The following is a 23173-nucleotide window of genomic DNA, read 5'->3' as shown; positions in this document are numbered from 1 at the left end:
TAGAGTGACTGGTTCTCTAACGAAACCGTTCCGGCGCTGCAATGCGGCACGCGCAGAACGAAGTTACAGATTATGAAAATCGTCATTTCGTTACAAAAGGCTTAGCGCGGCATCAGCGCCCAGTAGTCGAAATCGAGAATCACGCTTGGATCATACTGATCGCCCAGCTTCAACGGGAGGTCGGCGCAGGGCCGGTTCTTGGTCGCGACGAGCCTGAGACGAAGGGCGCCGACATCGCTGCGGCCCGGCAGCTCCGCGCTCGCCAGCACCTCGCTCCAGGCATAGACGGTGTCGCCGGCGAAGAGCGGCGCGACATGCCGCCCGCCATTGATCGCGGCGATGTGGAAAGCGTTGCCGAGCCCGTTGAAGGAGAGAGCCCGGGCCAGGCTGATGACATGGCCGCCATAGATCAGCCGCTTGCCGAACCGGCTGCCTTGGGCCGCATGGGCATCGAAATGCACCCTGGCCGTGTTCTGGTAGAGGCGCGTCGCGAGTTGGTGCTCCGCCTCCTCGACGGTCATGCCGTCGACATGGTCGATCCGTTCGCCGGCCGCGTAGTCGCTCCAGCGGAAGGACGAGCCCGCGAGCGCATCATCATAGGCTGCGAGATCAAGGGGCGGGCAGCCCTCGCCGAGCGCTTCCGGCTGGACGGCCTTGGCCAGCTCCGGCACCTGCTCGGCATGGGCCGGCGTGCCCGGCGTGCGCTTGCGCACCAGCACCCAGCGCGCATAGCTCAGCACGATCTCGCCATGCTGGTTGCGGCCGATGGAGCGGACATAGACGATGCCGGCATCGCCCGCAGACGTCTGCTTCAGCCCGATCACCTCCGACGTGGTGGAGAGCGTGTCGCCCGCGAAGACCGGCTTGAGAAAGCGCCCGTCGGCATAGCCGAGATTGGCGACGGCATTGAGCGAAACATCCGGCACGGTCTTGCCGAAGACGATGTGGAAGACCAGCAGATCGTCGACGGGCGCGGCCGGATAGCCGACGGCGCGGGCGAAAGCCTCGGAGGACTGCACTGCGAAGCGCGGACCATAGAGGGCCGTATAGAGCGCAACATCGCCCGCCGTCACCGTGCGCGGCGTCGCATGGACGATGGTCTCCCCGAGGTGGAAGTCCTCGAAGAAGCGGCCCGAACTGGTCTTGGGCGCAGAGCCTGACATGCGTCGCCTCCTGATCGCGTGCGATTTTGCGCTGCAACGAAGGCGATCGTCCAGCCCCGACGAAAGCACGAGCAGCATGCGCAGGCTTGACGCGAGCGTCTCGCGCAAGGAGGCGCGCCCTGCTCCTCAGGAGGTTATCGGGTCACCGCTGCGCGGCGCCCGAGAATGACGCCCCGATCAACCCACGATCGCCGCGAGCTTCGTCAGATCGATATTCGCGCCGCAGACCAGCACGCCGAGCCGCTCGCCCTTCGCGGGCTGGTAGGCGCCGCAGAGCAGCGCTCCCAGTGCCGCCGCTCCACCCGGCTCGACCGCCAGGCGGAAATCGCGCCAGAGCACTGCCTGCGCCTCGGTGATCGCCGCATCCGGCACCAGCGCGACATGATCGACGCTGTCCTTCGTCACGTCGTAGACGAGCTGACCGACATTGCGGGCACCGAGCGAATCGGCGGCGACCGACGCGACCTTCACCTCGACCGGTCCCTTGGCATCGAGGGCGGCCTGCAGGGCGCGCGACCCCTCCGGTTCGACGCCGACGACCTTGACCTTGCTGCCGGCGAACCAGCTCGCGATGCCGGAAATCAGCCCGCCGCCGCCGACCGCGACGAGCACGGTGTCGAGGTCGGGCTCCCGCAGATCCCATTCGCGGCCGAGCGTGCCCTGTCCGGTGATCGTCTCCTTCGCGGCGAAGGGGTGGATCTTCAGCGCGCCGGTCTCGGCGACGAAACGGTCACAGGCTGCCTGCGCATCGTCATATTGGGCACCGCCGACCACGACATCGGCGCCAAACCGGCGAATCGCCTCGATCTTGGCCGCGGGCGAAATCTCGGGGACGAAGATCGTCGCCTTCACACCGCGCTTCATCGCCGCATAGGCGACGGCCGCGCCGTGGTTGCCGCCGGAGGCGGCCGAGACGCCCGCCGCCGGCACCGGCAGCGACAGCAGGTTGTTGAAGGCGCCGCGCGTCTTGAACGAGCCGGCATGCTGCAGGCATTCCAGCTTGAGCGAGACATCCGCCTCGGAGCCGAAAGCGCCCGTGCCCAGCCGCATCACCGGGGTAACCCGCGCATGGCCGGCGATGCGCGCCGCCGCTTCCTCGATCATCGGACGGGTGACGGGACGTGCGCTCATGACGATATCCTGTTGAGGCTCGGAGACCGGACGATAGGTCCAGATCGCAATCGGAAGCCCGTGGCTATCGCGTCCCGGCGGATTGGGGAAGGGCTTCCCGTGCCCGGCGGCAATGTGCCGGGCAACCACCAGCGCCGCCAGTGCGTCAAGAAGGTCGTCGCCGGCCGCGCCCCGTGGCGGCCTCGCCAAGACGGCTTCCGGTGCGATCCCCGCCGCCCGTAGCAGGTCGCGTCGTTCGGCCATGCCGGACGGATTGACGACACCCTTGATCTTCTTCGGATGCGTGAGCGGATCGCCTTTCATCGTCCGGAAGGCCAGTTCGGGATGAACCTCGAAAACGCGCTCGCACATCGACGGCTCGGCCCGCAGCAGGACGTCGATCTCCCGGATCTTCGGGAAGAGATGGAAGCCCTGCTTGGAGACCTTCCGCGGCGGCTCGGAATGGGCGAGGGCCAGCGCGCAGGCCTGTTCATAATCGCGGGCCTCGACAGCGCAGCGCGCGGGGATCGCGAACACGGAGGATCGCCTGTCGCCCAGCAGGGCACGCACCGCTTGCTCCGGCCCGCGTCCGGAGCCCTTCACCCGATCCGGCAAGCCGATCGGCATGTCGACCGCGACGATCGCGGGCACGATCTCACCCGCGAACAGATCGGCGAAGTGCGGCACCACCCGGACGAGCGGCGCGGCCCGTCCATCGGCAGAAGCCATGGCGACGATCCAGCCCGCCTTGCAGCCGTCGACCCCGGCGAACCATGCCATGCCCCTCTCCTTCGCCTTTCGCAGAGCTGGTATTGCGCCTGCGTTGCTCTACTGTGCAGTGCAGCACAAGCCGGCCGAGTCAGGAGAGAAGATGACGACGATCCGCCCCCGCCGCAGCGCCCTCTATATGCCGGGCTCGAATGCACGCGCGCTGGAAAAAGCCCGCGAGATCGCAGCCGATGTGCTGATTCTCGATCTTGAGGATGCAGTCGCCCCCGACGCCAAGGCTACCGCGCGCGAGCAGGTCTGCGCCGCAGTGAAGGCCGGCGGCTACGGCCGGCGCGAGTTGGTTATCCGCGTCAATGGTGTCGGAACGCCCTGGTTCGCCGATGATCTGGCTGCCGCCACGGAGGCGATGCCGCAGGCGATCCTGGTTCCGAAGGTCTCGGCGCCGGAGACGCTGCAGGAGATCGGCGGACAGTTGACCGGCTTATGGGCCGACCCCGCTATCGCCGTCTGGGCGATGATCGAGACCCCGCTCGCCATCCTCGACGTCGAGCGCATCGCGCGCGCCGCCCGCGACCCCGCGACGCGCCTGTCCTGCTTCGTCATGGGCACAAACGATCTCGCCAAGGAGACACGGGCCCGCTTCGTACCCGGCCGCGCGCCGATGCTGCCCTGGCTGACGCAGGCCATTCTGGCGGCCCGCGCCCATGGCATCGACATCCTGGACGGGGTCTACAACGACATCAAGGACGAGGCCGGCTTCCGCGCCGAATGCGAGCAGGGGCGCGATCTCGGCTTCGACGGCAGGACGCTGATCCATCCCTCGCAGGTCGGCATCGCCAACGCGGTTTTCGCCCCCGACGAGGCCGAGCTGGCACGAGCAAACGCCATCATCGCCGCCTTCGACCTGCCGGAGAACACCGGCAAGGGCGCGATCCAGCTCGACGGCCGCATGGTCGAATTACTGCACGCCGACATGGCGCGCCGGACGGTCGCGCTGGCGGCAGCGATTGCAGCCTGAAAAGAAAACGGGGCCGCGCATGGCGCAGCCCCGTGAACATCTGGATCGCGGGGCGCCGGGATCAGCCCTTCTTGGCGGCCTTGGCGCGCTCCATGGCCTCGATGATCAGCTTCTTGGCCTCGGCGGCGTCCCCCCAGCCCTTGAGCTTCACCCACTTGCCGGGCTCGAGATCCTTGTAGTGCTCGAAGAAGTGCTGGATCTGGTCGAGCGTGATCTGCGGCAGATCGGTGTAGTTGTGCACGTTCTCGTAGCGCTTGGTCAGCTTCGGCACGGGCACGGCGATGATCTTCTCGTCGCCACCGCCCTCGTCCTCCATCAGCATCACGCCGATCGGCCGAACCGCGATGTAGGAGCCGGGCACCAGCGGGCGCGTATTGGCGACGAGGACGTCGCAGGGGTCCCCGTCCTCCGAGAGCGTATGCGGGATGAAGCCGTAATTACCCGGATAGCGCATCGGCGTATAAAGGAAGCGGTCGACGAAGAGCGTGCCGGCGTCCTTGTCCATCTCATACTTGATCGGCTCGCCTCCGATCGCCACTTCGATCAGGACGTTGACTTCGTCGGGCGGATTCTTGCCGATGGAGATGGCGTCGATGCGCATGGGGAACCTGTCGTTACAAAATTTCGCCGGGCCTTATGCAAGTTCGGAGCGAAAAGTCCAACCCCTTCCTTGGTTTTCGGTTGCCCAATGATTTGCGCTGCCGGAGTCACGCTGGTATCGGGCGCTGCATGAAATCGACCAAGGCTTTTCCGTGCTGACCCGGCTGCGCCCCGATGAAGAGCGTTACGCCCGTCGCATGGCACGCATCGCACGCTGGGACCGGCCGATCGAGAGCCGCGGCCAGCGCCTGCGCGCCTGGGCCAATATGCTGCTCGTCGACCACGGCATCTTCCGCCTGGCCTATCTCAACACGCATCGGGTGACGCCGCGGCTCTGGCGCTCGGCCCAGCCGGCACCGCATCAGATCGCCGGCTTTGCCCGCCGGGGCATCAGGACCATCGTCAATCTGCGCGGCGGGCGCGAGCACGGCTCCTGGCCCTTGCAGAAGGAAGCCTGCGAGCGTCACGGCATTGCCCTGATCGATTTCGTCCTGCGCTCGCGCGGCGCGCCGGACCGCGAGACGATCCTCAATGCGAAGGACTTCTTCGCGAGCCTGCAGGAACCCGTGCTGGTGCATTGCAAGTCGGGCGCGGACCGGGCCGGCTTCTTCTCCGCCCTCTATCTCCTGATCCACGAAAAGCGCCCGCTCGCGGAAGCCATGCGGCAGCTCTCGCTGCGCTACGGCCATTTCCGCTTTGCCAAGACCGGAATTCTGGATGCCTTCTTCGAGGCCTATCGCCGCGAGGGCGAGGCCAAGGGGATCGCATTCCTCGATTGGGTCGAGACCATCTACGATCCGGAGCGGCTCGAGCGCGAATTCAAACCGGGCGTGGTTTCGTCGCTGATCGCCGACAGGCTGATCCGTCGGGAGTGACCGGGCCGTCGTCGGCTCAGCGCGCCGGGCTGCCGACGACCGGCGCGGTCTCTGCGTCCCCGAGGTGCAGCCAGATGAAGCCCGTATGGACCAGCGCGCGCAGGATCGAGATCAGGCCGATCGCCTGCAGGAGCTCCGGCGACAACGCTCTGAACCAGTTCATCGCCGCGATGATCGCGACCAGGGCCAGTGCATTGATCAGCACTTGCCAGGCTGGCTGGCGCGACAGCGTCGCCATGTCCTGGAGTGGCGTCAGCACCGCAATGCCGGCGTAGAACGGCGCGAGAAGCGCCAGAACCGGGCCGAGATTGTCCCAATGGGTTCCCTCGAACAGCGGCTCGACCAAAGTCGCGACCACGGCGATCGCGCCGAACAGCATCGCCGCAGCAGCGATCAGGCCCAGCGCCATCACCCGTGCCACGAAACGTCGGCGCGGCCCCGCATAGGCGCGCAACCGGTTGAGCGCGATGGGCGCCGACACCGTACCGAACATCTGCGTCGGCATGTCGAGCAAGCGCATCGATAGTGCGACTTGCGCAGCGAGCGCCGTATTGGCCGCGTAGGGCAGCGCCAACACGGGTGCGATCGCGAAGCCATAGGCCAGGAGCGCGCTCGGCAGCCATGTCAGCGGGACGCTTCGCCAATGATAGGCTGCGACAAGCAGGCTCTGCCACGACCACAGATGCGGCTCGACGAACGGCGAAATCGCGCGCCAGCGCCGTCGCAGCAGATAGAGAGCAGCAAGGACATGGCCCAGCGCATCGGCCATGAAGAGGGCGAGCGCTTTCGGCCCGAAGATGCCGATCAGGATCAACATGACCGCGGGTTGCGCGACGGCCTGGACGACGTTGCTGTTGCCGATCGCGCGGAAGTCTCCCTCGGCGGTCGCCTCGGTCCAGAGCAGTCTCAGGACCGCGCGCGCCGACAGCGAAACGAGGAACAGCAGGGCGATCGCCGGGGCGACCCAGCCGGACAGCACCAGCCCGACCAGCAAGATCGCGGCGACACCGCAGAACGCCAGGCCGACGGCCGCGGCAAGCCGGAAGGCACGCCCGAGACGCGCGCGATCAGCACTCTGGAAGAAGACGGCTTCCAGCCGCAGCAATGCCGCGATCGAAACGAAATTGACCAGCGCCGAGAACACGGCGAAGGCGGCAAAGACGAAAGGCGGGCAGAGGATGGCGGCGACCAGCAGCCCCCACACCGAGATCAGCCGCGCCTGAATGAAGCGCAGGCCGAGCAGGATCGAAGAGCTCAGGCTGGAGCGCAGCAGCGGCGCGCGTGCCGCAACAAAGCGCCGGCCCGCCGACAGGCGCCCGATGGCTTGGCGTGGCGGCAGCTGCACCCGTTCCAGGACGACTTGAGCGGTCATATCGACATCCACGCTCGGATGATCGGATGGGCCGTCTCGTGCCGGTCCCACGCCATTCTTCACGGAAGAACGATCGGCGGACTGATTCACGGGTGACGCGCCTTCTGCCGAGGAGGCTGCGCCTGTATGGTTAACGATCGATTAAACTTGGTCACGGGCCGATAGCTGGAGAGGGGGCGATGATCCCCGCCCCCGGGTCACGGCGCATGAACCGCACCATGTCGCCTTTTTTGCGGCTCAGACGAATTTCGTCTTCAGCGCCTCGAACCGCGCCAGTTGATCCGGCAGGAGCTGGCGCGCTGCATCGCGCCGCACGAAGATCTTGAACATCACCTCGCCGGCGCCGTTGAAGAACTGGACCGAGCAGGCCCGCCGGCCCTGCGCCGTGGAGCGGTCCACCAGATAGATCGCGCGGCAGTTCTCGGCCTTGATATGGCCGCCAATGGGGCTGTCGCCGTGGATGTTGTAGTAGCCATGGCCGAAGCTGCCGACCGGCAGCGCGCCTTCGCATTCCAGCACGATGTCGGGGGTGTGCATCAGGAAGAGCACAGTGCCCCAGGTCGCGAGGTCCTTCCAGACATCCTCGAAGCGCTCAGGCGCTACGAAGAGGCGCTGCTCGCCCGGCAGGAGCTCGAGCACCGCGCGTGTCGAGACATTCGCCTCGCGCGCCACGGCCTCGATGAGGCCGTCGGGCTTGGCAGCGAGCAGCGCGCGCGCATGCTCGATCGGATCGCGGGTCGCGACGTCGGCAGTGGTCATCGCCGCCGCCTTACTCGGCCGCCTGGCGGGGAAGGTGCGGGTTGGTCTCGCTCAGCACCGTCTCGAAGCCCTCGAACTCGGGATGACCGAGATAGATCGGCTTCGGACGCGGCTGGCCGGCACTGCGATGCGACTCGCGGAACTGGTCCGACTTCGTCCAGGTGACGAAGTCGTCCTTCGAGGCCCAGGTCGTGTGCGAGGAGTAGAGCGTGTGATCCTCCTTCTCCGGCCCCTTGAGCAGGTGGAAGGCGATGAAGCCGGGCATCTCGTCGAGCCGGCTCTTGCGCGAGGACCAGACGGTCTCGAAGGCGACCTCCTCGCCCTTGACGACCTTGAAGCGATTCATGGCGATGAACATCGACGCATCCTGCATGTGAAGCCGCGAGACGGCTGAAATGGAACGGTGCCGCTGCGCGGCCGGTCATCGCCGTTTCCCGATACACGCCTGGCGAAGCGTCTACCCTGGAGAATGCGCGCCGGGAGCGGCCGCGCGACGACGCGCCGCGACCGAAGCCGGCGGCGCACAGGCGCTGCCCTTGACCCCTTGTAGTAAAGATGAATATCACCGTCAACAATACATCTGGTCAATTCTTGTTTTGAAGAATTAAAAACAAGGATTTACTTTGTATTGAACCATTCTAAACGAGCCGATCTTTTAAATCGGTCTGAATTGCAATGGCCGCGGCCCATCGCTCGCGTCCGAACGGAGTTGCAACATGTCTGGCTCACGCGACCGAGCGATGCATTCCGGTCCCGCGCAACCGAACCGGCGGGAACTGGCGGCCTCGGCCTTGTCATTGCTCGGCCTGGCCGCGCTCGGCTCCTTTGGCCCCGCCCTGGCCCAGGCACCCGAACGCATCGTCGTCGCCGGTGGCGTCATCACCGAGGTGATCTATGCGCTCGGCTTGCAGGATCGGATCGTCGGCGTCGATTCCACCAGCCAGTTCCCGGCCGAGGCGCTGAAGGACAAGGCGAATGTCGGTTACGTCCGCGCGCTGTCGGCCGAGGGCGTCCTCTCGCTGAAGCCCTCGCTGATCATGTTGATCGACGGCGCTGGCCCGCCTGACGCCGTTTCGCTGCTGAACGAATCCGGCGTGAAGATCGCCCGCATCAACGACGGGCTGACCCCGGAAGGCGTCACCACGAAGATCGCCGCAATAGGGGCTGCGATCGGCGCTGCGGCTCCCGCCGAGCGCCTTGCGGCGCAGACCAAGGCCCGGTTCGACGAGTTGGCAACACTGCGCTCCGGCATGACGAAGAAGAAAAGGGTCCTCTTCCTGCTTTCGCTTCAGAATGGCCGCGCCCTCGTCGGCGGTCGCAACAGCTCGGCCGATGCGATCATCTCACTGGCGGGCGGCATCAACGTCGCCGATGCGATCGAAGGCTACAAGCCGATGACGGACGAGGCGATCGCCGCAGCCGCGCCCGAGATGGTGCTGATGATGCGCAACAGCAGCGCCCACAACACCACCCCCGACGAACTCTTCGCCATGCCGTCATTCTCCCAGACGCCCGCGGCCAAGGACAAGCGGCTTGTCCATATGGACGGGCTCTATCTGCTCGGCTTCGGCCCGCGCACGCCGATGGCGGCACGCGATCTGATGGCCGCGATTTATCCGGAGGCGGCGATCCCGCCGCTGAAGACGGCCGCCGCCCCGTGACGCTTGCGGCACCCGCCCCCGCTATCGCTTCCAACGCGCTGACGACGCTGATCGCCGGCAGGCGCCGCATCGGCCTGCTGGCCGTCGTCGGCCTCTCCCTGGTCTGCCTGCTGATCGCCATCGTCGCGATCGGCCAGGGCGCCATCTCGATTCCTCCCGGGCGCGTCGCCGAAATCCTGATGGCAAAGCTGACGGGCGACGCCACGCTGCTGGATGGTCGCGATGCGCTCGTCGTACTCAACATCCGCCTGCCGCGCGTACTGCTTGGCCTGCTCGTCGGCGCCGGCCTCGCCATCTCCGGCGCCCTGATGCAGGGCCTGTTCCGCAACCCGCTGGCCGACCCCGGCCTCGTCGGCGTTTCCAGCGGCGCCGCCCTGGCCGCGGCCGCCACCATCGTGCTGGGGGACCGTTTCCTGGCGGGCACTGTGATGAAACTGCCCTTCGCCGCCCTGCCCGTCGGCGCCTTCTGCGGCGGCCTCGTTTCGACGCTGGCGCTCTATGTCATCGCCACGCGCGGCGGCCGGACCTCGGTCGCCACCATGCTGCTGGCCGGCGTCGCGCTCGGTGCGATGGCGAGCGCGCTGACCGGCCTGCTCGCCTTCATGTCGGACGACCGGCAGTTGCGCGACCTGACCTTCTGGTCGCTCGGCAGCCTCGGCGGTGCGAGCTGGACCAAGCTCTCAGTGGTCGCGCCAATCATCCTGCCGCTGCTGCTGACCATGCCGCTGCTGGCGCGCGGATTGAACGGGCTGATGCTCGGCGAGGCCGAGGCCTATCACCTCGGCATCCCCGTCCAGCGCATCAAGGCGCTGGCGATCCTGCTGGTCGCGCTCGCCGTCGGCGCCAGCGTCGCCTCGGCCGGAATGATCGGCTTCGTCGGCATCGTCGTGCCGCATCTGATCCGGCTTTGCGTCGGGCCGGATCACCGGCTGCTGCTGCCGCTGTCGGCACTCGGCGGCGCGATGCTGCTGGTCGGCGCCGACATCGTCGCGCGGCTGATCGTTGTCCCGGCGGAGCTGCCGATCGGCATCGTCACCGCCACGATCGGCGCGCCCTTCTTCCTCTGGCTGCTGCTGCGACGCACGAGCGCTCTCGATGTCTGAAGCGACACCCATCCTCTCCGCCCATGGCGCGAGCTTCGCTGCAGGCGGTCGCCGGCTCGTCGCCGACGCTAACCTGCAGCTCGCCGGGGGCACGACCACGATCCTGATCGGGCCGAACGGCGCGGGAAAATCGACCCTGCTCAAGCTCCTCACCGGCGAGACGAAGCCCGCCAGCGGGGAAATCCGCATGTCCGGCGAGCCGCTGGCGGCGGTGCCACACTGGCGCCTCGCCTGCCAGCGCGCCGTCATGGCCCAGCATGCCCGCCTCGCCTTCCCTTTCAGCGTCTACGAGGTCGCGAGCCTTGGCGTCGACGGCATAGGCCGGGCGCTGACGCGCCAGCGCCGCGAGGCGATCGTCGCAGATAGTCTCGCAGCCGCCGGGGTGATCGACCTTGCCGGCCGGCGCTATCAGACGCTCTCGGGCGGCGAGCAGCAGCGCGTGCAGTTCGCCCGCGTCCTCTGCCAGCTCGAGGCCGGCCGCAGCGTCGCCGAGCGGCAGGTGCTCTTCCTCGACGAGCCGATCGCCAGCCTCGATCTCTGCCATCAACTGGCCCTGCTCGACATGGCGCGCAACATCGCGGCCCGCGGCGTCGCGGTGCTGATCGTCCTGCACGACCTCAACCTCGCCGTGACCTATGCCGACCATCTGGTGGTGATGGACCAGGGGCAGATCATCGCGCAGGGCTCGCCGGCGAAGACGTTGGACGACGCCTTGCTGCGCCAAGTGTTCAAGGTAGACCTGACCCTGAGCCGGGCGCCCGCCCCGGGCTTGCCCTTCCTGCTGCCGCAGCAGCATCGCTCGCGCCCTGCTGCCTAAATCGCGATTCACCCGCCCTTCATCCTGAATCCCGCTTCACCATATCGCTCAACCCATGCTTCATGACTGAGGACTAAACCCGTGCACGTCCGAACGGGAGTTTCGACCATGGCCAGATACGCTGCCGCCATCGGCCTCGCCGCAGCCTTGCTGCTGCCGGGCCTGACCAGCGCCGAAGCACGCGACGTCATCGGGCTACGCGATGATCGCTTCGAGCCCGGCACCATCATCATCCGCACCGGCGAGCGGAAGCTCTATTTCGTCGTCTCTCCCGGCGAGGCGATTCGCTACACCATCGCGGTCGGCAAGGCCGGCAAGCAATGGCGCGGCGTCAAATATGTCGAGGAGATGCAGGTCGACCCGGCTTGGGCTCCACCGTCCGAGGTCAAGCGCGACAATCCTCGCCTGCCCGACGTCATTCCCGGCGGCTCGCCGCGCAATCCGATGGGTGCGCGCGTCATCGGCCTCGGCCCCGGCGGACAATACGCCATTCACGGCACGAACATGCCGAACACCATCGGCACCGCCGCCTCCTATGGCTGCTTCCGCATGCATAATCAGGACGTGATCGACCTGTACGCCCGCGTCCAGATGGGCACGCCGGTGGTCGTTCTCCCCTGACTTCTCAGATCGTGACGGGCGAGAGCAACGGTTCGCTGGCGAAGAACGCCCGCAGATTGCCGAGCATGACATCCTGCTGCGCCGCTTGAGCCGAGTCCGAGGCGGCCGCGATGTGCGGCGTCAGCACGACATTGTCGAGCGCCTTCAGCCCGTCGGAGACATGCGGCTCATGCTCGTAGACATCGAGCCCCGCGCCTGCGATCGCGCCGGTCTCCAGCGCCGCGCACAGCGCGCCCTCGTCGACCGCAATGCCGCGCGAGATGTTGACCAGATGCCCGTGCGGCCCCAGCGCCTTCAGCACGGCGGCATCGACGGCATGGCGGTTCTCGGCGCTGGCGCGGGCCGAGACGACGAGGACGTCCGCCCAGTCGGCGAGGCTGAGCAGGCTGTCGTGATAGAGATAGGGCATATCAACGCGCCGGCTGCGATTGTGGTAGCCGATTTCCATCTCGAAGGCCTCGGCCCGGCGCGCGATGCGGCTGCCGATCGCGCCGAGGCCGTAGATGCCGAGCCTGCGCCCTGCCAGACCTGGCACCGAGGCCATGCGCTGGACGGAATTGCCCTGCCAGCGCCCGGCCCTGACGAAACGGTCGGCCTGCGGGATCTGCCGCGCGGTGGCGAGCAACAGTCCCATCGCGAACTCGGCCACGCCGGTGGCATTGGCCTCTCCGGCATTGGCGAGGGCAATGCCGCGCGCCTTGGCATGGGCACGGTCGACGCCTTCGATCCCGGTGCCATAGCAGCAGATCAGCTTGAGCCTTGGCAGCGCGTCGAGCAGCGCGGCATCAGTGCTGAGGCTTCCCATGGTGAGCAGCGCCTCGGCCTGCTCCGCGCCAGGCGGCAAGGCGTCCGGCGCAGAGCGTTCCATCGGCCCCAGCAGGGTGAAGTTCTCCTTGAGCCGCGCGATCAGGGCCTCCGGCATGCGCGGCACCATCAGTATCGTCGGCTTCATTGCGTTGCTCCAGCGGATGCTGCATCGCAGCACCACGCCGCCGCTCGCTCAACCCACATCGGCAAATGCCCCGCCATCCGCTCCACGCATTCCGGGCTTCGACGAAAGACGCATCGAATCGCTCCAAAAGCCGGCAATCACGCGCTTTTTCCCCTCGCCGCCCGAAGGGAACCGCGTTAACCTCCGGCCGCGACACGCAACCGCCCGTGCCACGACGGGCCAGGAAGGGGCAACCAGATGGATCACCTCGCCGACGTGAAGAAGTTCGCCAAGAAGCCACTGAACGATGCTGCCTTCGCCGGAATGTCCAAGGCCTATGCGCTCGTGATGAGCAAGCCCGACACCCGCTACGTCGCCTGCTCGGACCCGGCCGAGGTCGACCGCGTCCGCGAGAATTTCCTGAAGAAGAAACTCGGTCTGAAGTCCGGCGATCTCGACGGCTCGATCAAGGCGATCTGCGAGCATATGAAGGCAGACCGGACCAAATCCCGCCTGACCTTCTACTACCTGCTGGCCGAACATCACGGAAAGCTCGACCTCTTCGTCAAGAAGTAGGTCATGGCCCGGCCCAAGCCGGGCACTCCCACCCGCATATGCAGGGATGAACGGCATGGCCGGCCGTCACGCCGGCCGGGGGCCGCTCAGTCGCGATAAAGGTCTGCGCGCGTCAGCGGTAGGCCCGACGGCCCCTTGCGCCGCTTCGAGACCAGCGTCTGGTTGACCAGCGCCCCGCCGCGCTCGAAGGCGAGCGAGCAGCCGGCGAGATAGAGCAGCCACATCCGCGTCCGCTCCGGCCCGATCTCGGCCTCGGCTCTCGCCTTGTTCGCTGCGAGCCTTTCCCACCATAGCCGCGTCGTGCGCTGATAGTGTTCGCGCCAGCCTTCGACATCGTGGATTTCGAAGCCGTGGCGCTCGAGATTGGCGATCGACATGCCGAGATGGTCGAGCTCACCGCCCGGGAAGATGTAGCGCACCAGCGCACGGTATTCCGCCGGCATCTTGTTGAAGGCCTTCTCGGTCTTCTTGGCGCGCCGCGAGATGCAATGATGCAGGTAAAGCCCGCGCGGCCGCAGCAGCCGGTTCACCGCCTGGAAATAGGACGGGTGATTGCGGATGCCGACATGCTCGAACATGCCGATCGAGGAGATCTTGTCGAACTCTCCCTCCATCTGCGTGAAATCCTTCAGGTGGAGCGTAACCTTGCCCTGAAGCCCCAGCTTCTCGACCTTCTCGCGCGCCAGGGCGAGCTGTTCCTCCGCCAGCGTCACGCCATGGGCCTCGACGCCGTAATAGCGGGCCGCATGGCAGACCAGCGCGCCCCAGCCGCAGCCGATGTCGAGGAAGCGGTCGCCGGGCTTCAGGCGCAGCTTCCGGCAGATCATGTCGAGCTTGTCGCGCTGAGCCCGTTCCAGATCGCCGTGATCCTCGGTGAAATAGGCGCAGGTGTAGACCATCTCCTCGTCGAGGAAGAGCCGGTAGAAGTCGTTCGAGACGTCGTAATGGTAGGCGATGTTGGCCTTGTTGGTGGCCGGGGCGCCGTCACGCGCAATCTCGTCGCCCCTGCGGTGGCTAACCGCGGTCTCGGCCTTGCCGGGCGCAAAGACGAAGCGCCTGATAACGTCGAAGACGGCACTCTTCGGGATGTTGCGCGCGAGCTTGCCGACCTTGCCCTCGGGGCGCGCCGCGGCGAGATCGAAGATCGAGCCGTTCTGGATCGAGATGCGGTCGGTGATATGCAGATTGAGCAGCGTGTCGAGCTTGGGCTTGCGGATCAGCGCGGCCGGCACGCCGGCATCGGCGACGGCGATGGCGAGCCCGTCAGAGGGCCAGGAGGCGGGCACGGAGCTGCCGTCCCAGAGCCGGAAGCCGAGCTTCAGGCCGAGCTTCTCATGCGCCTCACTTAGAAGGCGGCGCAGGGCCGCGAGGCGCTTGTCGTTGCTGTCCATCACCGAAAATCCACTGCTATCCGGCTGCTGTTTGGACGCAACGCCGCAGATTGGCAATGTTCTGCGTATCCGAGGCCGGCTGGCGCTCAGAAATCGCTGGCGATGCCCTTCACTTCCCAGTCGTCGTAGCGCACCGGCTCGAGCCCGCCGCGCCCGTTGACCTCGCGCTGCTTCGCGACGTCGGCGGCATGCGCGTCGATCGCGGCGCGCCGGGCGGCCGCCTCGGCCAGAGCCCGCTGCGCCGCCGGTGAAAGCACCTTCGGCTCCGCTGCGGCTCCCGGCATCTCCTCATCGGCTTTGTCGGGCATTTCGGCTCGTTTCCTTGCGCGTTCTCTTGCAGGATCGGGTTGGTTCCCACCACATAGGGCACGAACCCGGCCTTCGCGAGGGCTTTCCGTCCCGCGCGCTGCTGATGAAGAGGAATCGATGAACTACGTTCGCACCGGCATGTTGATGGCAGGCCTGACCGCGCTGTTCGGCGCCGTCGGCTATCTGCTCGGCGGCGGCGGCGGCATGCTGATGGCGCTCGGCTTCGCCGCCGTGACCAATCTCTTCAGCTATTGGAACTCCGACCGGCTGGCTCTCGCCGCCCACAACGCCCAGGAGGTCGACGCGACAACCGCGCCCGAGCTCTACGGCATGGTGCGCGACCTCGCCGCGCGCGCGAACATGCCGATGCCGCGCGTCTACCTGATCCATGAGGACCAGCCCAATGCCTTCGCCACCGGGCGAAACCCGCAAAACGCTGCCGTGGCGGCAACGACCGGCATCCTGCGCACGCTGAGCTATGAGGAACTGGCCGGCGTGATGGCGCATGAGCTCGCGCATATCAAGAACCACGACACGCTGACCATGACGATCACGGCGACCTTCGCCGGCGCGATTTCCTCGCTCGTCACCTTCGGCATGTTCTTCGGCTCGCGCGACAACCGCCCGAATTTCATCGTCCAGATCCTGCTGTCGATCCTCGCGCCGATGGCGGCCGCCCTGATCCAGATGGCGATCTCGCGCTCGCGCGAGTACGAGGCTGACAAGCTCGGCGGGCAGATCTGCGGCAATCCGGTCTGGCTCGCCGATGCGCTGGCCAAGATCGCGGCGGGCGTCCAGCACATTCCCAACGAGACAGCCGAGGCCAAGCCTGCTACGGCGCACATGTTCATCATCAATCCCTTGACCGGCGGCGGCATGGATAATCTGTTCTCGACCCATCCCGACACCGGCAACCGCATCGCCGCGCTGATGGAGCAGGCCCGTATCATGGGCGTCGGCACTGGCGCTGCCGGAGCCGGGTTCGCCTCCCAGGCCGGCAACGGCCCCTGGGGCCAGGCCGGCGGCAGCTCTTGGGACAACCCGCCGCACCAGCGCGGGCCCTGGGGCTGAGATGGCCGGTCACGTCCCCTCGCGCCCCCGCCCGCAGGCAGCGGCCCCGAAGCGCGACAATGCGCCCGGCCTCGCGGCGCGCCGCCTCGCCGCGGATGTCATCGACGAGGTGCTGCGCGCCCACGTCGCGCTCGACGAGACCTTCGAGCGGCTGCTGCCGGATTCGGGCCTGGATGCCGCCGATGCCGGGCTCGCCCGCGCTATCGCCGTCACCGCCTTCCGCCGGCTGGGCACGATCCAGCACGCGGTCGATGCCCGCCTCGAACGGGGCAGCCCACAGCGGTCCGGTCTCTTCGAGCCGATCGTGACGGCGGCAGCGGCACAGATTCTCTTCCTCGACGTACCCGACCATGCCGCCGTCGATCTCGCGATTCGGCATCTGCACGAAGACCCGCGCTCGGCCCGTTATGCCGCGTTGGGGAACGCGCTGTTGCGCCGGCTGGTGCGTGAGCGTGACGCGATCCTGGCCGAGACGCAGATGGACGCCTTCCGCGACACACCTGACTGGCTGGCCGAGAGCTGGCGCGCCACCTATGGCGAGGATACCGCCGCCGCGATCGCCGCGAGCCATGGCGAGGAGCCGCCGCTCGACATCACCGTCAAGGCCGATCCCGCCCGCTGGGCCGAGGCTCTCGGCGGCATCGCCCTGCCGACCGGCTCGGTCCGGCTGCGCGAGCGGCAGGCCATCGCCGGGCTGCCCGGATACGATGAGGGCGAGTGGTGGGTGCAGGACGCCGCCGCGGCGCTGCCGGTGAAGCTGCTGGCGCCGCAATCCGGCGAACGCATCGCCGATCTCTGCGCCGCGCCCGGCGGCAAGACCGCCCAGATCGCCGTCGCTGGCGCCGATGTGACGGCGTTGGATCGCTCGGCGCCGCGCCTGCGCCGTCTGAAGACCAATCTCGCCCGCCTCGGCCTGACGGCGAATGTCGCCACTGCCGATGCCTCGACCTGGAAGGCCGAACCCTTCGACGCCGTTCTGCTCGACGCGCCCTGCAGCGCGACCGGCACGATCCGCCGCCACCCGGACGTCGCCTGGACCAAGCTGCCGGAGGATCGCGACCGGCTCGCCGGCCTGCAGGCGCGCCTGCTCGATGCGGCCGCCGCCCTGACGAAGCCCGGCGGACGGCTGGTCTACTGCACCTGCTCGCTCGAAGCCGCCGAGGGCGAAGCGCAGATCGCCGCCTTTCTCGTCCGTCATCCCCAGTTTCGTCGTAAACCCGTCGAGGCGGCCGAAATCGGCGGTTTGGCAGAAGCAATCGACGCAAACGGTGATATCCGGACCCTGCCGCACCAGTTGAAGGGCGAATCCCCGCGCCTCTCCGGATGGGCGGGATTTTACGCAAGCCGCCTGATCAGGCTATGACGGGGCAAGGATTCGCGCGCTGGGACGGCGCGGCTCCGCTGGTACTATCCGCGCGGCATCGGGCCGCGCCCGGGGACGGAGCATACGGGGGTTTTGAGCGGCTGGTCTGAGCGACGGGGGTTGGCCCAGGCCGCGATCGGACGGGCGGCGCGGCGGACCCGTGGCCAGTTCGTCGGCGCGACGCGCAAGCTCTGGCCCTTTGGGCGCAGCACCCCGACCCGTCTCCTCTTCGCGCCGCATGATCTGCGCACTGCCGATCCGACGACCGCCGGCGATTTCTACGCCGGCTACTACAGCTTCGCCGGCCGCACCCTGCGCAGCCACGGCGAATCGCCCTTCGATGTCGAGCCGCCGAGCGACGCCTGGGCCGAGGCTCTGTACGGCTTCGGCTGGCTGCGCCACATGCGTGCAGCCGACACCGCGATCGCCCGCGCCAATGCCCGCAGCCTCGTCGAGGATTTCATCGCCAGGCGCCGCGAGCGGCATGATATCGCCCGCCGCCCGGCCGTGGCCGCCCGCCGCCTGATCGCGTTCCTCTCTCACTCGCCCCTCCTGCTGGAAGGTGCCGATCACGTCTTCTACGAGCGCTTCCTGCGCCATGTCGCACGTCTGGCCGATCGTTTGAGCCTCGCGCTTGCCGGCGCTGTGGAAGGGGTCGACCGGCTGAACACGCTGATCGCAGTCACCCTCGCCGCAATCTGCCTCGATGGGCAGGACGCCCGCCGCCGCCGCGCCGAGACGATGCTTTCCGACGAGTTGGACGAACAGATCCTGCCCGATGGCGGCCATCTCTCGCGCAATCCGCGCCTGCTCGTCGAACTTCTCCTCGACCTGCTGCCGCTGCGGGAGACTTTCGCGGCGCGCGGGCTCGAGCCGCCGCGCGGCGTGCTGACCGCGATCGAGCGGATGATGCCGCATTTGCGCCTGTTCCGGCACGGCGACGGTTCACTTGCCCTGTTCAACGGCATGGGCACGACCGCACCCGACCTGATGGCGACGCTCGCGGCCTATGACGATGCGCGCGGCCGCCCGACCGAGCATGCCGCCTATTCCGGCTATAGCCGTCTCGCCGCGGGTCGCAGCGTCGTCGTCGCCGATGCCGGCGCACCGCCGCACGGCGCCTATTCGATCGAGGCCCATGCCGGCTGCCTCGCCTTCGAATTTTCCAGCGGCGCGCAGCGCATCATCGTCAATTGCGGCGCGAGCCGCTTCGGCCCGCCGGAACTCAGGCTCGCGGCGCGCAGCACCGCCGCCCACTCCGCCCTCGTTCTCGACGATCGCTCCAGTGCGAATTTCGGCATGGTTCTCGGCGAGATGCGGATCGTCTCCGGGCCGCGCGATGTCCGCGTCGCACGCCAGGACGGCGCCGACGGTCCGGAATGGGTCGCGAGCCATGACGGCTACCGCCGCAGCATCGGCGCGCTCCACACCCGCCGCCTCCTGCTCGCCCAGGACGGAGCCATGCTTTCGGGCGAGGACGAGGTCGCGCTGAGCGGAATGCGCGAAACGCTGCCGGCCGCGGCCCGCTTTCATCTTCACCCCAATGTCCGTGCCAGCCTCGTCCGCGAGGGCAGCGGCGCGCTGCTGGCGCTCGCTTCCGGCGAGGTCTGGAGCTTCGAGGCCGGGGGGCTGCCGATCGTGCTCGAGGAAAGCATCTTCCTGGCCGCTTCGGACGGCAGACGGCGCACGGAGCAGCTCGTCGTCGCCTTCGACGCCGCCGCCGCGCCGCGGATCGCCTGGCGCCTCACCCGGATCAGCACCGCCAATCCGCGCGCCGGCAAGACGGTGGCCGCGGCCATTGCCGAACGCGAATCCGCCGAGCCCGCTCCCGACGCGTGACGGTTCTGCGACGCTGAGCTTTGCCTTTCGCGGCGCAGCATGATAGCCCGCGCGCGTCTGCCCAAGAACTGCCTTCCCTGCAATCCAAGCCGGACCAGAACCCCGATGCCGAATGAACTTCGCCGCGTCGAACGCGCTCTCCTTTCCGTTTCCGACAAGACGGGGCTGATCGACTTCGCGCGCGCCCTCCACAAGCTCGGCATCGCGCTGGTCTCGACCGGCGGCACCGCCAAGGCGATCGCCGAGGCCGGCCTGCCGGTCAGCGACGTCTCCGACCTCACCGGCTTCCCCGAGATGATGGATGGCCGCGTCAAGACGCTGCATCCGAAGGTCCATGGCGGCCTGCTCGCCATCCGCTCGCATCCCGAGCACCAGGCCTCCATGCTCGGCCACGGCATCCAGCCGATCGACCTGCTGGTCGTGAACCTCTACCCCTTCGAGGCAACGGTCGCAGCCGGCAGATCCTATGACGACTGCATCGAGAACATCGATATCGGCGGCCCGGCGATGATCCGCGCCGCGGCGAAGAACCATCACGACGTCGCCGTGGTCGTCGAGCCGTCCGACTATCCCTCGGTGCTCGCCGACCTGGAGGCGCAGAAGGGCGCGACCACGCTGACGCTGCGCCGCAAGCTCGCGCAGAAGGCCTATGCCCGCACGGCGGCCTATGACGCGGCGATCTCGAACTGGTTCGCCAACGAGCTCGGCGATACCGCCCCGGCCTTCCGCGCGCTCGGCGGCGCGCTCGCCGAGACCATGCGCTATGGCGAGAACCCGCATCAATGGGCTGCCTTCTACCGCACCCCGGAGAATCGCCCCGGCGTCTCGACCGCGCGCCAAGTCCAGGGCAAGCAGCTCTCCTACAACAACATCAACGACACCGATGCGGCCTTCGAATGCGTCGCCGAGTTCGATCCGAAGGCCTCGGCGGCCTGCGTCATCGTCAAGCACGCCAACCCCTGCGGCGTCGCGGCCGGCGGCTCGTTGCTCGAGGCCTATGAGCGTGCGCTCGCCTGCGACCCGGTCTCGGCCTTTGGCGGCATCGTGGCGCTGAACCGCAAGCTCGATGCGGCCGCCGCCAAGAAGATCGTCGAGGTCTTCACCGAGGTCATCATCGCTCCCGACGCTGACGAGGAGGCGATCGCCATGATCGCCGCCAAGAAGAATTTGCGCCTGCTGCTCACCGGCGGCCTGCCGGATGTCCGCGCGCCCGGCCTTGCGCTCCGGACCGTCTCCGGCGGCTTCCTCGCCCAGTCGCGCGACAACGCCGTCGTCGACGACATGGAGCTCAAGGTCGTCACGAAGCGCCAGCCGAGCGAGCGCGAGCTTGCCGATCTGCGCTTCGCTTTCCGCGTCGCCAAGCACGTCAAGTCGAACGCCATCGTCTATGCCAGGGATCTCGCCACGGTCGGCATCGGCGCCGGCCAGATGAGCCGTGTCGATTCCTCGCGCATCGCTGCCTGGAAGGCGGCCGAGGCGGCGAAGGCGGCAGGCGTGGCCGAGAGCCTCGCCAAGGGCTCTGTCGTTGCCTCCGATGCCTTCTTCCCCTTCGCCGACGGCCTGCTCGCGGCGGCGGAAGCGGGCGCCACCGCGGTGATCCAGCCCGGCGGCTCGATGCGCGACGACGAGGTCATCAAGGCAGCAGACGAGGCCGGCCTCGCCATGGTCTTCACCGGACACCGCCACTTCCGCCATTGACGGCGGCCGCGGCCGCGGGACAGGCTGATTGCAAGCTGAAGCCTTTCGGGTCCTCGCATTGTCATCCCGGGCGACCATAGGGAGACCCGGGATCCATGCCTGAACCCTTGTTGGAAGCCCTCCGGCACTGGATCGCCGATCTCGGCTTGTCCGGGGTGACGGCGAGCGTGGGATCGAAGGTTGAGCGAGGCATGAGATGACGCGAAGCGCCAAGCCCGGCGCGCTGCTTAGGGAGCGCGTCGAACACCAGCATGCGAGGGTCGCTTACGTCGAGCTGTTCTTCGACCTGGTCTTCGTCTTCGCCATCACCCAGATCTCGCACACGCTGCTCGAGCATTTCAGCGCGCTCGGGCTGGCCCAGGCCGCCTTTCTGCTCGGCGCCGTCTGGTGGGTCTGGATCTATACGAGCTGGGTGACGAACTGGCTCGACCCCGAACAGGCGCCGGTCAGGCTCATGCTGTTCGTGCTGATGCTGTTCGGTCTCGTCCTGTCCTGCTCGGTGCCGGAAGCCTTCGGATCGAACGGCCTCGCCTTTGCCGGCGCCTATGTCGCGATCCAGCTCGGCCGCTCGCTCTTCACCATGGCGAGCCTGAAGAACGCCTCACCCGCGAATTATCGCAATTTCCAGCGCATCACGATCTGGCTCGCGGTCTCCGCCCTGTTCTGGATCGCCGGCGGGCTGTGCGAAGGCAATCTGCGCTTCGGGCTTTGGATAGTCGCGCTCGGCATCGAATATGCCGGTCCGGCGCTTGGCTTCCACGTCATCGGCCTCGGCCGCTCGCAGACCACTGACTGGAATGTCGAGGGCGGCCACCTCGCCGAGCGTTGCGCGCTCTTCATCATCATCGCGCTGGGTGAATCGATCCTCATCACCGGTGCCACCGCAGCCAAGCTGCCGGTGACCGGCGTCAACGTGACAGCATTCCTGAATTCCTTCGTGAGTTCGGTCGCGATGTGGTGGATCTACTTCCATATCGGCGCCGAGCGCGGCAGCCAGCTCATTGCCCACGCCTCCGACCCCGGCCGGATCGCGCGCATCGCCTATACCTACCTGCACGTACTGCTGGTCGCCGGCATCATCCTCGTGGCGGTCGGCGACGAGTTGGTGATCGCCCATCCGCTCGGCCACACCGACGCCAAGACGGCGATCGCCGTGGCCGCGGGGCCGGCCTTCTACTTGCTTGGTAATCTCCTGTTCAAACGGGTGACGGCTGGCTGGTTGCCGCTCTCCCATCTCGTCGGGCTAGGCCTGCTCGCTCTGCTCACGCTCGTCTCGGCCGCGCTGCCACCGCTTGCGTTCAGCCTGGCCGCCACCGCGATCCTGATTGTCGTCGCCGCCTGGGAGGCGATCTCGCTGCGGCCGAAAGAGATCTGAGCCTCTCAGACGATAGACGGCATGAGATCGTCGGCAGGGCAAAAGCGGATAAAAAGGCCAGCCGAGGCTGGCCTCTTCGCGGTCGGCGGCTAGGCGACCCTCAACTCGACATCGATGTTGCCTCGCGTGGCCCTGGAATAGGGGCAGGTCTGGTGCGCCTCCTCCACGAGCTCGCGCGCGAGTTCCGGCGCGAGGCCCGGCAGGCTGACGTTCAGACGCGCCTGCAGGAAATAGGCGCCGTCCGTCGTGCCCAGATCGACCTCGGCATCAACAGCGAGATCGGCCGGCAGGGCGACCTTGCGCTTGCCCGCGGCAAGGCCGATCGCACCGATGAAACAGGCCGACCAACCGGCGGCAAACAGCTGCTCGGGATTGGTGCCCGCTCCCGAGCTGCCCGGAGGCGACAGCTTGATGTCGAGCCGGCTGTCGGAGCTGCGCGAGGCGCCGTCGCGCCCGCCGGTGGTGCGGGTCTTGCCGGTATAGAGAACCTTCTCGATCCTGCTCATGGAAACTCTCCATCTGATGCCGCTCCTGTCGGCGGCTGGCGACCGAGGGCTTCTCAAGCCGACACGTCCGGTTTGTTTTGCGGATCGGCCCATATGCAAGGAAACGTCGGCTTTCGCCGCCCCGATACAGTGCGATACAATGATCTTCCGGCAGCGCTCGCCCGCCGCCGCGGATGGCGGACGGTTTGTATCCGTTCGTATCGGAGGCACCGGTCTCTACGCAGGCTTGCAAATCCGACGCTGACGGACACAGCGCGGATACAGCGGACAGGCTCACTCCCCTTGC

General features: G+C 67.4%; 22 protein-coding genes. 12 read left to right on the top strand and 10 right to left on the bottom strand.

The window, feature by feature from the left end:
* Positions 1-101 precede the first annotated feature (101 nt).
* Positions 102-1163 carry a MaoC family dehydratase gene (locus tag AC1DIN_RS08670; protein ID WP_476809431.1) on the bottom strand — a complete coding sequence of 354 codons (1062 nt, stop codon included), beginning with the start codon at positions 1161-1163 and terminating at the stop codon, positions 102-104.
* A 177-nt stretch (positions 1164-1340) separates the two neighbouring features.
* Positions 1341-3053 carry a serine/threonine dehydratase gene (locus tag AC1DIN_RS08665; RefSeq protein ID WP_476809430.1) on the bottom strand — a complete coding sequence of 571 codons (1713 nt, stop codon included), beginning with the start codon at positions 3051-3053 and terminating at the stop codon, positions 1341-1343.
* Between the two features lie 91 nt (positions 3054-3144).
* Here AC1DIN_RS08665 and AC1DIN_RS08660 point away from each other — a divergent pair, with 91 nt between their 5' ends.
* A complete protein-coding gene (locus tag AC1DIN_RS08660; protein ID WP_476809429.1) occupies positions 3145-4020 on the top strand; it encodes an HpcH/HpaI aldolase/citrate lyase family protein in 876 nt (291 codons plus the stop codon).
* Positions 4021-4081: 61 nt separating this feature from the next.
* Here AC1DIN_RS08660 and ppa read toward each other — a convergent pair whose 3' ends face one another.
* On the bottom strand, positions 4082-4621 hold the full coding sequence (ppa, locus tag AC1DIN_RS08655) for an inorganic diphosphatase (protein ID WP_441469454.1): 540 nt from the start codon (positions 4619-4621) through the stop codon (positions 4082-4084).
* 196 nt (positions 4622-4817) lie between these two features.
* Here ppa and AC1DIN_RS08650 point away from each other — a divergent pair, with 196 nt between their 5' ends.
* Positions 4818-5495 (top strand): fused DSP-PTPase phosphatase/NAD kinase-like protein, encoded by a 678-nt coding sequence (locus tag AC1DIN_RS08650; RefSeq protein ID WP_476809428.1) that lies wholly within the window; start codon positions 4818-4820, stop codon positions 5493-5495.
* A gap of 16 nt (positions 5496-5511) precedes the next feature.
* Here the strand turns inward: AC1DIN_RS08650 and AC1DIN_RS08645 are convergent, their stop codons facing one another.
* The 3 genes from AC1DIN_RS08645 to hmuQ form a co-directional block, all read right to left on the bottom strand.
* Entirely contained in the window at positions 5512-6867 is a 1356-nt protein-coding gene (locus tag AC1DIN_RS08645; RefSeq protein ID WP_476809427.1) for a hypothetical protein, read from the bottom strand.
* A gap of 237 nt (positions 6868-7104) precedes the next feature.
* Positions 7105-7626, bottom strand: coding sequence for a heme utilization cystosolic carrier protein HutX (gene hutX / locus AC1DIN_RS08640; protein ID WP_476809426.1), 522 nt, complete (start codon positions 7624-7626; stop codon positions 7105-7107).
* 10 nt (positions 7627-7636) lie between these two features.
* Complete coding sequence (hmuQ, locus tag AC1DIN_RS08635; RefSeq protein ID WP_476809425.1) at positions 7637-7984, bottom strand: heme-degrading protein HmuQ; 348 nt, start codon at positions 7982-7984, stop codon at positions 7637-7639.
* A 358-nt stretch (positions 7985-8342) separates the two neighbouring features.
* Between hmuQ and AC1DIN_RS08630 the strand changes: the two genes are divergently transcribed.
* From AC1DIN_RS08630 to AC1DIN_RS08615, 4 genes are all read left to right on the top strand, one after another.
* Complete coding sequence (locus tag AC1DIN_RS08630) at positions 8343-9287, top strand: heme/hemin ABC transporter substrate-binding protein (protein WP_476809424.1); 945 nt, start codon at positions 8343-8345, stop codon at positions 9285-9287.
* Positions 9284-10390, top strand: a complete 1107-nt coding sequence (locus tag AC1DIN_RS08625) for a FecCD family ABC transporter permease (RefSeq protein WP_476809423.1) — start codon at positions 9284-9286, stop codon at positions 10388-10390. The genes AC1DIN_RS08630 and AC1DIN_RS08625 overlap by 4 nt, the downstream gene beginning before the upstream one ends.
* Positions 10383-11207, top strand: a complete 825-nt coding sequence (locus tag AC1DIN_RS08620; protein ID WP_476809422.1) for a heme ABC transporter ATP-binding protein — start codon at positions 10383-10385, stop codon at positions 11205-11207. The genes AC1DIN_RS08625 and AC1DIN_RS08620 overlap by 8 nt, the downstream gene beginning before the upstream one ends.
* Positions 11208-11315: 108 nt before the next feature.
* Positions 11316-11828 carry a L,D-transpeptidase gene (locus AC1DIN_RS08615; RefSeq protein WP_441469462.1) on the top strand — a complete coding sequence of 171 codons (513 nt, stop codon included), beginning with the start codon at positions 11316-11318 and terminating at the stop codon, positions 11826-11828.
* A gap of 4 nt (positions 11829-11832) precedes the next feature.
* Here the strand turns inward: AC1DIN_RS08615 and AC1DIN_RS08610 are convergent, their stop codons facing one another.
* Entirely contained in the window at positions 11833-12780 is a 948-nt protein-coding gene (locus tag AC1DIN_RS08610) for a 2-hydroxyacid dehydrogenase (protein ID WP_476809421.1), read from the bottom strand.
* 237 nt (positions 12781-13017) lie between these two features.
* Between AC1DIN_RS08610 and AC1DIN_RS08605 the strand changes: the two genes are divergently transcribed.
* On the top strand, positions 13018-13335 hold the full coding sequence (locus tag AC1DIN_RS08605; protein ID WP_441469464.1) for a DUF2853 family protein: 318 nt from the start codon (positions 13018-13020) through the stop codon (positions 13333-13335).
* Between the two features lie 86 nt (positions 13336-13421).
* On the opposite strand, the gene AC1DIN_RS08600 is transcribed toward AC1DIN_RS08605, so the two are convergent.
* Together AC1DIN_RS08600 and AC1DIN_RS08595 are read right to left on the bottom strand one after the other, a co-directional pair.
* Positions 13422-14726: a class I SAM-dependent methyltransferase gene (locus AC1DIN_RS08600; protein WP_476809420.1), complete on the bottom strand. Its 1305-nt coding sequence runs from the start codon at positions 14724-14726 to the stop codon at positions 13422-13424.
* A gap of 86 nt (positions 14727-14812) precedes the next feature.
* Positions 14813-15034: a DUF1674 domain-containing protein gene (locus tag AC1DIN_RS08595; protein WP_476809419.1), complete on the bottom strand. Its 222-nt coding sequence runs from the start codon at positions 15032-15034 to the stop codon at positions 14813-14815.
* Between the two features lie 118 nt (positions 15035-15152).
* Here AC1DIN_RS08595 and htpX point away from each other — a divergent pair, with 118 nt between their 5' ends.
* The 5 genes from htpX (at position 15153) to AC1DIN_RS08570 (ending at position 22381) form a co-directional block, all read left to right on the top strand.
* Positions 15153-16106, top strand: a complete 954-nt coding sequence (gene htpX, locus AC1DIN_RS08590; protein WP_476809418.1) for a zinc metalloprotease HtpX — start codon at positions 15153-15155, stop codon at positions 16104-16106.
* A gap of 1 nt (position 16107) precedes the next feature.
* Positions 16108-17469 carry an RsmB/NOP family class I SAM-dependent RNA methyltransferase gene (locus tag AC1DIN_RS08585; protein ID WP_476809417.1) on the top strand — a complete coding sequence of 454 codons (1362 nt, stop codon included), beginning with the start codon at positions 16108-16110 and terminating at the stop codon, positions 17467-17469.
* Positions 17470-17589: 120 nt separating this feature from the next.
* Positions 17590-19308 carry a heparinase II/III family protein gene (locus tag AC1DIN_RS08580; protein WP_476809416.1) on the top strand — a complete coding sequence of 573 codons (1719 nt, stop codon included), beginning with the start codon at positions 17590-17592 and terminating at the stop codon, positions 19306-19308.
* A 105-nt stretch (positions 19309-19413) separates the two neighbouring features.
* Complete coding sequence (gene purH, locus AC1DIN_RS08575) at positions 19414-21006, top strand: bifunctional phosphoribosylaminoimidazolecarboxamide formyltransferase/IMP cyclohydrolase (protein ID WP_476809415.1); 1593 nt, start codon at positions 19414-19416, stop codon at positions 21004-21006.
* A gap of 196 nt (positions 21007-21202) precedes the next feature.
* Positions 21203-22381, top strand: a complete 1179-nt coding sequence (locus tag AC1DIN_RS08570; RefSeq protein ID WP_476809414.1) for a low temperature requirement protein A — start codon at positions 21203-21205, stop codon at positions 22379-22381.
* Positions 22382-22470: 89 nt separating this feature from the next.
* Here AC1DIN_RS08570 and AC1DIN_RS08565 read toward each other — a convergent pair whose 3' ends face one another.
* A complete protein-coding gene (locus tag AC1DIN_RS08565; RefSeq protein WP_441469473.1) occupies positions 22471-22887 on the bottom strand; it encodes an organic hydroperoxide resistance protein in 417 nt (138 codons plus the stop codon).
* Between the last annotated feature and the right edge of the window lie 286 nt (positions 22888-23173).

It is taken from the genome of Allobosea sp. 05T438 (assembly GCF_056396025.1).
The sequence above is the reverse complement of the archived record's forward strand: the minus strand, read 5'-3'. Positions and strand labels throughout refer to the sequence as shown.